Here is a 12,242-nt window from a genome sequence, read left to right as displayed (position 1 = left end):
GGTCGCGCAAAGGTCCGTCGCGGAGACACGAACCGGTCTTCACGGCGGACACGGGGAGCCGCCGCTGGGCCGCAAGAGTCCAGCGGCGCTATGGGGCGCCGCGCCTTCACACCGCCTTCAGGTGCCGCAGCGGCCGGCCGGAGGAGATGCCCTGGGCGGCGGCGATGATGGCGGCGGTGTCGAGGCCGTAGTGGGCGTAGAGGTCGGCCAGCGTTCCAGTCTGGCCGAAATGCTCGACGCCCAGCGCCCGCACCCGGTGGCCGGCGACGGCACCGAGCCAGCCCAGCGTCGCGGGATGGCCGTCGATGACGGTGACGAGCCCGCAATGGCGCGGCAGAGGCGACAGCAGCCGCTCCACATGGCTGGCGGCGCCGGCAAAGCCGCGCTCGCGGGCCCGGGCGGCCGCGGTCCAGCCGGCGTTCAGCCGGTCCGCGGAGGTGACGGCCAGCAGCCCCACGTCGCGCCGATCCTCGGCGATGAGCGCCACCGCGTCGATGGCCTCGGGCGTCACCGCGCCCTGCACCGCAATCACCACGTCGCAATTGGGGCCCGGCTCGCGCAGCCAGTAGGCACCGTCCACAATGCCACGCTTCTGCCCTTCGGTGAGGACACGCTTCGGCTGCTCCAGCGGGCGGGTGGACAGGCGGAAATAGATGGAGCCGCCGGTTTCGTCGCGCAGCCAGTTGCGCTCGTCCGGCGCGCCATCCCCGTCGCGCTGCACATAGTCGAAGGCAAATTCCATCAGCACCGCCAGCTCATCCACGAACGCCGGCTCGAAGGCGGCAAGGCCGTCCTGCGCCATGCCGATGAGCGGCGTCGAGATCGACTGGTGCGCCCCGCCCTCGGGCGCCAGCGTGATGCCGGAGGGCGTCGCGACCAGAATGAAGCGGGCATCCTGGTAGCAGGCATAGTTCAGCGCATCGAGCCCGCGGCAGATGAAGGGATCATACAGCGTGCCCACCGGCACGAGGCGGGCGCCGAACAGGGAATGGGAGAGGCCGAAGGCGGACAGCGTCAGGAACAGGTTCATCTCGGCGATGCCGAGCTCCACATGCTGGCCCTTGGGCGAGAAGTCCCAGGCGAAGGTCGAGGGAATGCGCTCGCGCTTGAACACGTCGGCGAGGGCTTCATGGGCGAACAGGCCGCGCCGGTTCACCCATGGGCCGAGATTGGTGGAGACGGTGACGTCGGGCGATGTGGTGACGATGCGGTCCGCGAGCGGGCTGTCGCCCTTGGCCAGATCCTGCAGGATCAGGCCGAAGCCTGCCTGCGTCGAGATGGTGGAATTGGGCGGCGGCGCCAGGGCCGGCACGGCGAGGGCGGGATCGGTGAAGCGACGCGGCCCCGCCTGAAAGAACGGAACCCGGTCGAGGAAGGCCTGCAGCTCCGCGGCGGGGCGCTTGAGCCCCTCGAACGGCTCCCATTCGCGCCCCGTGCCCACGTTCATGGCGGCCCGCAGCGCCTCCATCTGGGCGGGCGTCATGAGGCCGGCGTGGTTGTCCTTGTGGCCGGCGAGCGGCAGGCCGAAGCCCTTCACCGTGTAGCAGAGGAAGGCCACCGGCCGGTCGTGGTCGATGGCGTCGAAGGCGGCGATGAGAGAGGCGATGTCATGGCCGCCGAGATTGGTCATGAGCGCCGATAGCTCGGCGTCCGTGCGCCGGGCGATGAGGGCGGAGACGTCGCCCTGGTCGCCGAGGTCGTCCATCAGGCGCTTGCGCCAGGCGGCGCCGCCCTGGAAGGTGAGGGCGGAGTACTCGGCGTTCGGACAGGTGTCGATCCAGCGCTTCAGAGCGGCGCCGCCCGGCTCGGCAAAGGCGGCCTGCTGGAGGGTGCCGTATTTCAGCACGACCACCTGCCAGCCCATGGCCTCGAAGATGCCGGTGAAGCGCTCGTAAAGGCCTTCGCGCACCACGCCGTCGAGGCTTTGGCGGTTGTAGTCGATGATCCACCAGGTGTTGCGCACCTCGTGCTTCCAGCCCTCCAGCAGGGCCTCGAAGACGTTGCCCTCGTCCAGCTCCGCGTCGCCCACGAGAGCGATCATCCGCCCCTTGGGCCGGTCGCCGGCGAGGCCGTGGGCGTGGACGTAATCCTGCGCCAGGCTGGCAAACAGGGTCTGCGCCACGCCGAGGCCCACCGAGCCGGTGGAGAAGTCCACGTCGTCGGCATCCTTGGTGCGCGAGGGGTAGGATTGCGCGCCCTTGAAGCCGCGGAAATTCTCGAGCCGCGCGCGGTCCTGCCGGCCGAGCAGATACTGGATGGCGTGGAAGATGGGGCTCGCGTGCGGCTTCACCGCCACCCGGTCCTGCGGGCGCAGCACGTGGAAATAGAGCGCGCACATGATGGCGGCCAGCGAAGCGGAGGAGGCCTGATGTCCGCCGACCTTCAGGCCGTCCGCGGCGGGCCGCAGATGGTTGGCGTTGTGGATCATCCAGCTCGCCAGCCACAGCACCTTCTTCTCCAGCTCGCCGAGGATCGCGAGATCGGCGGCCGAGGGCGGGGCGGGTTGGGCGCGCAGGACGGGAGCGGTGGAACGGGGGGAGGCCATGGCGTTTCCTCGGGCGGAATTCTTCCGGGGCCGCAGCATCGGCCCGGTCACGAGTTTAGCGCGGGCCAAGCGGCGTTTCCGGTCAAATCGCCCTTACGTTGCCGTAGCTCGCGCCATAAAATGCTACTAGACGCACCCGATGGAGCGGATTCATGCGCCTCGATGCCATCGACCGGAAAATCCTCGCCGCCCTGCAGGCCGATGGCCGCAAGAGCATTGCGGAGCTGTCCGGCGAGGTCGGCCTCTCTCCCTCGCCCTGCCTGAGGCGGGTGAAGGCGCTGGAGGAGGAAGGGCTCATCGCCCGCTATGCGGCGGTGCTCGACCAGCGCAAGGCGGGGCTGCCGGTCAGCGTGTTCGTCTCCATCAAGCTGGAGCGCCAGCAGGAGGAGGCGCTGGATAGCTTCTCCGCCGCCATCCGGGGCTGGCCGGAGGTGCTGGAATGCTATCTGATGACCGGCCCGCGCGATTACCTTTTACGGGTGGTGGCGGCCGATCTCGACGCCTATGAGCGCTTCCTGAAGGAGAAGCTCACGCGGCTCGACGGCATCGCCTCCATCGAAAGCTCCTTCGCGCTGGAACAGGTGAAATATTCCAACATCCTGCCGCTGCCGTGACGGCCGGATGCGAGAGGAGCATCAGATGGCCATATGCGTCGGCATCGGCGGCTGGACGTTCGAGCCGTGGCGCGGCGTCTTCTATCCCGAAGGCCTGCCCCACGCGAAGGAGCTGCGGCACGCGGCCTCCGTGCTGAAGACCATCGAGATCAACGGCACCTTCTACCGCACGCCCTCCGCCAAATCCTGCGCCGACTGGGCCGGACAGGTCCCGGACGGCTTCGTGTTCGCGCTCAAGGCGACGCGCTACGTCACCCAGCGCCGCGTGCTGGCGGAGGCGGAGGAAAGCGTCGGCAAGTTCATTTCGAGCGGCATCGTGGAGATGGGCGACCGGCTTGGCCCCATCAACTGGCAGTTCGCGGCGACGAAAGCCTTCGATCCGGACGACATGGCCGCCTTCATGGCGCTGCTGCCGAAGGCCCATGAAGGCGTCGCCCTGCGCCATGCTCTGGAGGTGCGGCACCCTTCGTTCGTGGTGCCCGAGTTCGTGGCGCTGGCCCGCAAGCACAACGTCGCCATCGTCTACGCGGACCACGAGACCTATCCCGCCATCGCCGACCTGACGGCGGACTTCACCTATGCCCGCCTCCAGCAGACCCGGGAGGAGATCGAGACCGGTTATGGCGCCGAAGACCTCGCGCGCTGGGCGAAGGCGGCGAAGGACTGGGAGGCCGGCAAGGTACCCGAGGGCCTGCCGCAGGCGGGGACACCTGCAAAGGCCGCGAAGGGAAAGAAGGCCGACACGCGCGATGTCTTCCTCTACCTCATCGGCGGTGCGAAAGTGCGCAACCCGGCCGGCGCCATCGCCTTGCAGCGGGAGGTGGACGGCGAGTAAACAGCCGTTGACCTCAATCAACGCCAGACGTGTGCGCTGCGGTAAAGTGTTGACAGAGACGGTTCCCGACGCCCCGCGGGAGTGCCATTCTCGATCGGCATCGCGGGGGCGTGCCAGCCCCCTGAAGGTGTCCCCATGAAGCGCTCCGTTGCCATCCTCGCCGTCATCGTCGCCCTTGCGGCCGCAGGCGGTGCGGGGGCGTGGTATCTCGCGCATCGCAGCCGCGCCCTGCCGCCCGGCTTCGCCGAGGGCAACGGGCGCATCGAGGCCACCGAGGTGGACGTGGCCACCAAGGCCGCCGGCCGCCTGCTGGACGTGCTCGCCGAGGAAGGCGACTTCATCAGGCAGGGGCAGGTGGTCGCCCACATAGACGTCTCGGACCTCGAGGCGGCCCTGCGCACGGCGGATGCGCAGGCGGCGCAGGCGCGCCAGTCCCGCGACACCGCCTTTCATGTGGTGGAGCAGCGCAAGGGCGAGCTGGACCTCGCCACCAAGGAACTGGAGCGGCAGGAGACGCTGGTTTCCAAAGGCTTCGCCACCGAGCAGAAGGTGGACCAGTATCGCACCACCAAGCTCACCGCCGCCGCCGCGCTCGCCGCTGCCCAGTCCAGCCTCGCGGCGAGCGAGAGCGCGATCCGCGCGGCGGAAGCCGAGGTTGACCGCCTGAAGCGCCTCGTGGCCGACGGCACCCTCATCGCTCCCAAGTCCGGCCGGGTCATCTACCGCCTCGCCGAGCCGGGCGAGGTGCTGGGCGCGGGCGGCAAGGTGCTGACCTTCATCGACCTCTCCGACGTCTACATGACCATCTTCCTGCCTGCCGCGGACGCCGGGCGCATCGGCCTCGGCACGCCGGCACGCCTGCTGCTGGAGCCCCTGCCCGACCGCGCGGTGCCGGCCGCCGTCTCCTTCGTCTCGGCCCGCGCCCAGTTCACCCCCAAGCAGGTGGAGACCCAGCGCGAGCGCGACCGCATGATGTTCCGCGTCAAGCTCCGCGTCGCCCGTCCGCTGGTGGAGAAATATCTGGAGCACGTGAAGACCGGCGTCACCGGCGTCGGCTACGTGCGGCTCGATCCCGCCGCCCAATGGCCCGCGTGGCTCGAGTCCGACCTCGTGCAGGAATTCGGCGAGCCCGCCAAGGAAAGCGGAGCGAAGGATACGGGAGCAAAGAAGTGAGCGAGGCCGCTCCGGCGGCACGCCCGGACGCCGTCCGGCTCGCCGGCATCCGCCACGCCTATGGGAAGACGCAGGCGGTGGACGGGGTGGACCTCACCATCGCGGAGGGCTCCGCCGTCGCCCTCGTCGGGCCGGACGGGGTGGGCAAGTCCACTCTCCTCGGCCTGATTGCCGGGGCGAAGCGCATCCAAAAGGGCGGGGTCGAGGTGCTGGGCGCGGACTTCGCGTCGCGCAAGGCACGGGAAGAGGCCCAGCCGCGCATCGCCTTCATGCCGCAGGGGCTGGGGCGCAATCTTTATCCCAATCTCTCGGTGGCCGAGAACATCGCCTTCTTCGCCCGCCTGTTCGGCGAGGACGCGGCGACCAAGGGCGCCCGCGTCGCCCCGCTGCTTGCCGCCACCGGGCTCGACCCGTTCGCCGACCGGCTCATGCGCAAGCTCTCCGGCGGCATGAAGCAGAAGCTGGGCCTGTGCTGCGCACTGGTGCATGACCCGGACCTCCTGCTGCTGGACGAGCCGACCACCGGCGTCGATCCCCTCTCCCGCCGGCAGTTCTGGGACTTCGTGGACACCATCCGCGCCGACCGGCCACACCTCACCCTCCTCGTCGCCACCGCCGACATGGAGGAGGCCGCCCGCTTCGGCCGCGTGGTGCTGATGGACCAGGGCCGCATCCTCGCCGACGCCAGCCCGGCCGAGCACCTCGCCCGCACGGGCCAGCCGACGCTGGAGCGCGCCTTCATCGCCTTGCTGCCGGACGGGCAGCGCGGCGACGGAGAAGCCTCGCTGCCCGTCGCCGCCATTCCGCCGGACGCACCCATCGCCATCGAATCCCGCGGCCTCACCCGCCGCTTCGGTGACTTCGTGGCGGTGGACGATGTGAGCTTCACCATCCGCCGCGGCGAGATCTTCGGCTTCCTCGGCTCCAACGGCTGCGGCAAGTCCACCACCATGAAGATGCTCACCGGCCTGCTGCCGGCGTCCTCCGGCGAAGCGCTGCTCTTTGGCGTGCCGGTGGACCCGAAGGACATCGAGACCCGCCGGCGCGTCGGCTACATGTCGCAGGCCTTCTCGCTCTATGGCGAACTCACCGTGCGGCAGAATCTGGAGCTGCACGCCCGCCTGTTCGCTTTGCCGGAGGACGCGGCGGCAAAGCGCATCGCCGATCTCGTCGCCACCTTCGACCTCACCGACCATCTGGACGACCTCTCCGACGGCCTGCCGCTGGGCGTGCGCCAGCGCCTGTCGCTGGCGGTCGCGGTGCTGCACGAGCCGGAGGTGCTGATCCTCGACGAACCCACCTCCGGCGTCGATCCGGTGGCCCGGGACGGCTTCTGGGACCACCTCCAGCGGCTTTCGCGGGACGAGGGCGTGACCATCTTCGTCTCCACCCATTTCATGGGGGAGGCGGAACGCTGCGACCGCATCTCCTTCATGCACGCCGGCCGTGTGATCGCCACCGGCACGCCGCAGGCGCTGAAGGAGGCGCAGCACGCGGCGAGCCTCGAAGAAGCCTTCGTTGCCTATATGGAGATGGGCGGACGCGCCGCCGGCACCGAAGCCCGCCTGCCCCCGCCCCAGCCGCGGCCCGCGGGGCGGCCCTCCGCCTTCTCCCCGCGCCGCCTCGCCGCCTATGCCTGGCGCGAGACGCTGGAATTGAAGCGCGATCCGGTGCGCCTCGCCTTCGCGCTGCTGGGCACCGCGTTCCTGATGATCATCTTCGGCTACGGCATCACGCTGGACGTGGATCGCCTGCGCTTCGCCGTGCTCGACCGCGACCAGACGCCGGAAAGCCGCGCCTATATCGACGGCTTCGCCCACTCCACCTATTTCCGCATCCAGCCGGCGCTGACCTCGCCGGACGATCTCGACCAGCGGCTGAAATCCAACGCCATCGCCTTCGCCATCGAGCTGCCGCCGAGCTTCGGCGCGGATCTGCGCTCCGGGCGGCAGACGGAGGTGCTGGTGACCATCGACGGCGCCATGCCGTTCCGGGCCGAGACCATCAAGGGCTATGTGGAGGCGGTTCATACCCTCTTCCTCGCCGATGCGGCGCAGGCGGCCGGGCGCGCCTATTCCACCTTCGCCGGGCTGGAGATGCGCTACCGCTACAACCAGTCCTTCCGCAGCCTCGACGCCATGGTGCCGGCCAACATCGCGCTGATGCTCATCTTCATCCCGGCCATCCTCACCGCGCTGGGGGTGGTGACGGAGAAGGAGCTGGGCTCCATCACCAACCTTTACGTCACGCCGGTGACGAAGCTGGAATTCCTGCTCGGCAAGCAGGCGCCCTATGTGGGGGTGGCGCTGTTCAACTTCGTCATCATGGTGCTGATGGCGCTGTTCCTGTTCGGAGTGCCGCTCAAGGGCTCGTTCCTCGGGCTGGCGCTCGGGGCCTTCGCCTATGTGCTGGCGACGACCGCCATCGGGCTCGTCTCCTCCACCCTCACCAACACCCAGGTGGCGGCGCTGTTCGGCACCGCCATCGGCACCATGATGCCCTCCACCCAATTCTCCGGCATGCTCCAGCCGGTGGCCTCGCTGGAGGGCGGGGGATGGGTGCTCGGCACCTTCTTTCCGACCACCTATTTCATGCGGGTGAGCGTGGGCGCCTTCACCAAGGGGCTGAGCTTCACCGAGCTTGTGCCCTTCATCCTGGCCACCGCCGCCTTCTGGCCGGCGCTGCTCGCCATCGCCTTCCTCATCCTGCGCAAGCAGGAGGCCTGACATGGCCGCGCCCGCCCCCTCCGCGAAAACCAAGGCACCGCATCGCCTGCCGCTGGCCAACGTCCGCTGGCTGGTGGGCAAGGAACTGCTCGGCCTGTGGCGCGACCGGGCGCTGCTGGTGCTGGTGGTCTATGCCTTCACCGCCGCCATCGTGCTGCAGGCGAACGGCATGAAGCACGACCTCAACCGCGCCGCCGTGGCGGTGGTGGACGAGGACAATTCCGCCCTCTCCAACGCCATCCTCGACGCTCTGCTGCCGCCCTCCTTCCAGCGGCCGGTGCCCATCGCCCCGCAGGACGTGGACCCGGTGATGGATGCGGCGCGCTACACCTTCGTGCTGAATTTCCCGCCGAACTTCCAGGCGGACGTGCTCGCCGGCCGCAGCCCCGAGGTGCAATTGCTCATCGACGCCACGGCGCTGATGCAGGCCGGGCTCGGCGCCAACGACATCTCCGCCATCTTCCAGACCGAGGTGAACCGCTTCGTGCTGCGCCATTCCGAAGGGGTGGCGAGCCCGGTCAATCTCCAGATCCGCGCCGCCTTCAACCAGGGGCTGGAATCCTCCTGGTTCACCGGCACCATGGGCCTCATCACCAACATCACCATGCTCTCGGTGCTGCTCGCCGGCGCCGCGCTGATCCGCGAGCGCGAGCACGGCACGCTGGAGCACCTGCTGGTGCTGCCGGTGCGTCCCTCCGAGATCATGCTGGCGAAGGTGGTGGCGAACGGGGCGGTCATCCTCGTCGCCACTCTGGTCAGCCTCATCGTGGTGCTGAAATGGGTGCTGGGCGTCGCCATCGCGGGCTCGATCCCGCTGTTCCTCGCGGGGGCCGCGCTCTACCTGTTCTTCACTGCATCGCTGGGCATCTTCCTCGGCACGCTGGCCGGGTCCATGCCGCAGTTCGGGCTGCTGTTCTTCCTGGTGGTGCTGCCCATGAACATGCTGTCGGGCGGGTTCACACCGCTGGAGAGCATGCCGCAATGGCTGCAGGTGGGAATGCAGGCCTCGCCCTCCACCCAGTTCGTGGCCTTCGCGCAGGCCATCCTCTACCGCGGGGCGGGGCTGGAGACGGTGTGGCCGCGCTTCGCCGCCACCTTCGGCATCGGCGCGCTGTTCTTCGCCGTGGCGCTGGCCCGCTTCCGCACCTTCCTCGCCGCGCAGCAGTGAGGAAAGGGCCATTCGGCCCGTCATCCCCCGGCTGGTCCGGGGGATCCACTCCGCCGCGCGTCCTGCCCCGGCAATCGGGCGCCCTGGCGGCCCCACGGTGGATCGCCCGCACAAGGCTCGCGATGACGACGGTCAGGGATTGAGGGTTGGCTCGCCTCCGCTCAGGCGCCGCGCGGGCTGGGGGCCTTGCCTTCGCTCAAACGCCGCGCGGGCTTCAGATGTAGTCCACGAAGGAGGCGAGCTGTTCCTGGGACAGGTCGCGCATCTGGGCGAGTGTGTAGGTGTCGAGCACCGTGCCCATGGCGTCGCGCACCCGCACCATCAGCAGGCGCACCTCACAGGTGGCGATATCGCAATCCTCGCACGGCTCGTAGGCGTTGCGGCTGGCGCAGGGAAAGGGCGCCAGCGGCCCGTCGAGGGCGCGGATCATCTCGCCGACGATGATGTCGTCCGCCGGCTTCGCCAGCCGGTAGCCGCCGAGCTTGCCCTTCTTGGACGAGAGGAAGCCGGCGTTGCGCAGCTCGCCGAGGATCACGTCGAGGAATTTCTTCGGGATGTTGTTGGCCTCGGCGATGTCCGCCACCTGCGTGGAGCCGCCCGGCGGCAGGCGGGCCAGGTGGACCGCCGCCTTGAGACCGTATTTTCCCTTTTTCGTCAGCATTGTGCGCCCTCTTTCGGGCTTATGGGGACAGAGCGCGCCGCCGTCAACGGCGGGCGTTAGGAAAATCCCGCGGCTTCAGTCGGTGCCGGCGCCGTCCTTCAACTCGTAGCGGCTCATGAGCGGCGCCTGGGCGAAGGCGAAGGCGAAGGTCAGCGGCAGATAGCCGAAGGTCTTGAAGGTCACCCAGGTGTCCGTGGAGACGGTGCGCCAGACGATCTCGTTCAGCACCGCCATCACCAGGAAGAAGAGGCCCCAGCGGATGGTCAGCTTGCGCCAGCCCTCGTCGGTGAGCTTCACCATGCCGTCGAAGACATACGGCAGGAGTGGCTTCCTGAAATAAAGGCCGCCCAGCAGCAGCACGCCGAACAGGGCATTCACCATGGTCGGCTTGAGCTTGATGAAATGGTCGTCCTGCAGCCACAGCGTCAGGCCGCCGAACACCATCACCACCAGCGCCGAGACCAGCGGCATCACCGCGATGCGGCGCGCCAGCACCCACATGGCGCCGAGCGCCACCAGCGTCGCCACCATGAAGACGCCGGTCGCCACATAGATGCCGCCGCGGCCGTTGGCGACAAAGAACAGCACCAGCGGGCCGATCTCCAGGCCGATCTTCAGCCAGGGGTTCATCTTGCGGGGGGCGGACGCGGACGCGGGCGAAGGGGCTTGCGATTGGGTCATTCAGGCGGGCCGGCAGGAGGAAGTTACCGCCGGGCACGGCGGGTTCAGCCGGAACGGCGCGACGTCTCCCATGTGGCGCGTGTGGCGCCAACAATCAAGCGGCGTGCGGGTTCAGCGCAGCTGGCCGAGGCAGGCGACGAGTTCCGGCCCCTCCTTGGGCACCCGCGCCTGAAGGCGGGACGCGAGCCGCTGGACGCCGGCGGTGGGATTGCCCGCATCGCGCCGGTGCGGATTGGGCAGCATCACCGCCAGCAGCGCCGCCTGCCGCGCATCCACCTGCGCGGCAGAAATGCCGAAGGCGCGCTGCGCGCCCGCCTCCACGCCGAATTCGCCATTCGGCCCCCATTCGGCGATGTTGAGATAGATCTCGATCAGACGCCTCTTGCTCACCACCAGATCGAGCCAGATGGCGAGCGGCATCTCGATGGCCTTGCGGATCAGCGCCCGCCCCGGCCACAGGAACAGGTTCTTGGCGATCTGCATGGGAATGGTGGAGGCGCCGCGGGTGTCCTCGAGTTCGTCCGCCTTCTCGATGGCCTCGCGCAGCTCGCCGAAGTCGATGCCGACGTTCTGGCAGAAGCTGGCATCCTCCGAGGCGATGACCGTGCGCACCAGCGCCGGCGACATCTTCTCGATGGGCGTCCACACGCGCTCCACCCGCTCGCCGGTGATCCAGCGGCCGATCATCAGCGTCGAGACGGGATTGATGACGTTGTAGAGGACCGAAAGCACCAGCGGGATGGCGGCGAGGATGAGCACCACCCGAAGCACCAGACGGATCATCCTCCCCCCTCCCTGCCGCCATGCGGCTTGACCTTGACCCCTGGTTGAGGCACCCGGTGGCCCCCGTCAACGGTGCGCCCTCGCCGGGCGTTCCACCTTGCCCTTCTCAGCCACGCTAGGCCACCCGGTGACCTCTTCCCTCAAGGATCGTCTCGACGCCGCCGCCGCCATCACCGAAACCCGGCTCGCCGCCGCGCTCGGCGGTGCGGCGCTTGCCGGCGAGCGGCTGCGGCCGGAGCGGCTCATGGCCGCCATGCGCCACGGGGCTCTGGGCGGCGGCAAAAGGCTGCGGCCGTTCCTGGTGATCGAGGGCGCCGCCCTGTTCGGCCTTCCGGCCGAAGCCGCCGTGACCGCGGCCACCGCCATCGAGTGCGTGCACTGCTATTCCCTCGTCCATGACGATTTGCCGGCCATGGACGACGACGACCTGCGCCGCGGCCGGCCCACGGTTCACAAGGCCTATGACGAGGCAACCGCCATCCTCGCCGGCGACGGGCTGCTCACCCTCGCCTTTGACCTTTTGGCGGGTGAGGACGCCCACCCCGACCCCGCCGTGCGCATCGCGCTAGTGCGGGCGCTGGCGCGGGCGGCGGGCATCGGCGGCATGGTGGGCGGGCAGATGCTGGACCTCGCCGCCGAAGGGCGCTTTTCCGGCGGGGCGCCTCTCGCCCATGGGGAGGACGCCATCCGCGACCTGCAGGCCATGAAGACCGGCGCCCTGCTCGCCGTCTCGGCCGAGGCGGGGGCGATCCTCGGCGGCGCGGATGCGGGCCAGCGCGCGGCGCTGCTCGCCTACGGGCGGGCGCTGGGGGCGGCGTTCCAGATCGCCGACGACATTCTGGATGTGGAAGGAACGGCCGAGGAGGTGGGCAAGAAGGTGGGCAAGGACGCCGCCGCCGGCAAGGCGACGCTGGTCTCCCGCCTCGGCCTGCCCGAGGCGCGCCGTCTGCTGGACCGTTTGGTGGCAGAAGCGGCGGACGCCCTTGCGCCGTTCGGCGCGCGCGGCGAGATCCTCGCCGAAGCCGCCCAGTTCGTGGCCGCGCGGCGCAGCTGAGC

Annotated in this window: 10 protein-coding genes; 6 read left to right on the top strand and 4 right to left on the bottom strand. The window is 69.3% G+C overall.

The window, feature by feature from the left end; genetic code table 11:
• Positions 1-106: 106 nt before the first annotated feature.
• Entirely contained in the window at positions 107-2,545 is a 2,439-nt protein-coding gene (locus V5F63_RS01750; RefSeq protein ID WP_394101387.1) for a thiamine pyrophosphate-binding protein, read from the bottom strand.
• 152 nt (positions 2,546-2,697) lie between these two features.
• On the opposite strand from V5F63_RS01750, the gene V5F63_RS01745 reads away from it, so the two are divergent.
• The 5 genes from V5F63_RS01745 (at position 2,698) to V5F63_RS01725 (ending at position 9,061) form a co-directional block, all read left to right on the top strand.
• Positions 2,698-3,159 carry an Lrp/AsnC family transcriptional regulator gene (locus tag V5F63_RS01745; RefSeq protein WP_209487442.1) on the top strand — a complete coding sequence of 154 codons (462 nt, stop codon included), beginning with the start codon at positions 2,698-2,700 and terminating at the stop codon, positions 3,157-3,159.
• 25 nt (positions 3,160-3,184) lie between these two features.
• Positions 3,185-3,994, top strand: a complete 810-nt coding sequence (locus V5F63_RS01740) for a DUF72 domain-containing protein (protein WP_394101386.1) — start codon at positions 3,185-3,187, stop codon at positions 3,992-3,994.
• A gap of 135 nt (positions 3,995-4,129) precedes the next feature.
• Positions 4,130-5,167, top strand: a complete 1,038-nt coding sequence (locus tag V5F63_RS01735) for an HlyD family secretion protein (RefSeq protein WP_394101385.1) — start codon at positions 4,130-4,132, stop codon at positions 5,165-5,167.
• Positions 5,164-7,893: a ribosome-associated ATPase/putative transporter RbbA gene (rbbA, locus tag V5F63_RS01730; protein ID WP_394101384.1), complete on the top strand. Its 2,730-nt coding sequence runs from the start codon at positions 5,164-5,166 to the stop codon at positions 7,891-7,893. The genes V5F63_RS01735 and rbbA overlap by 4 nt, the downstream gene beginning before the upstream one ends.
• Before the next feature lies 1 nt (position 7,894).
• A complete protein-coding gene (locus tag V5F63_RS01725) occupies positions 7,895-9,061 on the top strand; it encodes an ABC transporter permease (RefSeq protein ID WP_394028283.1) in 1,167 nt (388 codons plus the stop codon).
• Positions 9,062-9,275: 214 nt separating this feature from the next.
• Here V5F63_RS01725 and V5F63_RS01720 read toward each other — a convergent pair whose 3' ends face one another.
• The 3 genes from V5F63_RS01720 to V5F63_RS01710 form a co-directional block, all read right to left on the bottom strand.
• On the bottom strand, positions 9,276-9,722 hold the full coding sequence (locus tag V5F63_RS01720; protein ID WP_209487437.1) for an RrF2 family transcriptional regulator: 447 nt from the start codon (positions 9,720-9,722) through the stop codon (positions 9,276-9,278).
• A gap of 75 nt (positions 9,723-9,797) precedes the next feature.
• On the bottom strand, positions 9,798-10,403 hold the full coding sequence (locus V5F63_RS01715; RefSeq protein WP_394028284.1) for a septation protein A: 606 nt from the start codon (positions 10,401-10,403) through the stop codon (positions 9,798-9,800).
• A gap of 111 nt (positions 10,404-10,514) precedes the next feature.
• The gene (locus V5F63_RS01710; protein WP_394028285.1) at positions 10,515-11,186 is read right to left on the bottom strand and encodes a transglycosylase domain-containing protein; all 672 of its coding nucleotides are present in this window, start codon (positions 11,184-11,186) and stop codon (positions 10,515-10,517) included.
• Positions 11,187-11,313: 127 nt separating this feature from the next.
• On the opposite strand from V5F63_RS01710, the gene V5F63_RS01705 reads away from it, so the two are divergent.
• Positions 11,314-12,240: a polyprenyl synthetase family protein gene (locus V5F63_RS01705; RefSeq protein ID WP_394101383.1), complete on the top strand. Its 927-nt coding sequence runs from the start codon at positions 11,314-11,316 to the stop codon at positions 12,238-12,240.
• Positions 12,241-12,242: the final 2 nt, after the last annotated feature.

This window comes from Xanthobacter wiegelii (genome assembly GCF_043193855.2).
GTDB lineage: Bacteria > Pseudomonadota > Alphaproteobacteria > Rhizobiales > Xanthobacteraceae > Xanthobacter > Xanthobacter flavus_A.
This window is presented reverse-complemented; position numbering and strand designations above follow the sequence as displayed.

What these genes read in the sequence shown, in the direction of transcription:
- V5F63_RS01750 (WP_394101387.1), bottom strand. Translation starts at nt 2,545, where the DNA reads ATGGCCTCCCCCCGTTCCACCGCTCCCGTCCTGCGCGCCCAACCCGCC.
- V5F63_RS01745 (WP_209487442.1), top strand. Translation starts at nt 2,698, where the DNA reads ATGCGCCTCGATGCCATCGACCGGAAAATCCTCGCCGCCCTGCAGGCC.
- V5F63_RS01740 (WP_394101386.1), top strand. Translation starts at nt 3,185, where the DNA reads ATGGCCATATGCGTCGGCATCGGCGGCTGGACGTTCGAGCCGTGGCGC.
- V5F63_RS01735 (WP_394101385.1), top strand. Translation starts at nt 4,130, where the DNA reads ATGAAGCGCTCCGTTGCCATCCTCGCCGTCATCGTCGCCCTTGCGGCC.
- V5F63_RS01725 (WP_394028283.1), top strand. Translation starts at nt 7,895, where the DNA reads ATGGCCGCGCCCGCCCCCTCCGCGAAAACCAAGGCACCGCATCGCCTG.
- V5F63_RS01720 (WP_209487437.1), bottom strand. Translation starts at nt 9,722, where the DNA reads ATGCTGACGAAAAAGGGAAAATACGGTCTCAAGGCGGCGGTCCACCTG.
- V5F63_RS01715 (WP_394028284.1), bottom strand. Translation starts at nt 10,403, where the DNA reads ATGACCCAATCGCAAGCCCCTTCGCCCGCGTCCGCGTCCGCCCCCCGC.
- V5F63_RS01710 (WP_394028285.1), bottom strand. Translation starts at nt 11,186, where the DNA reads ATGATCCGTCTGGTGCTTCGGGTGGTGCTCATCCTCGCCGCCATCCCG.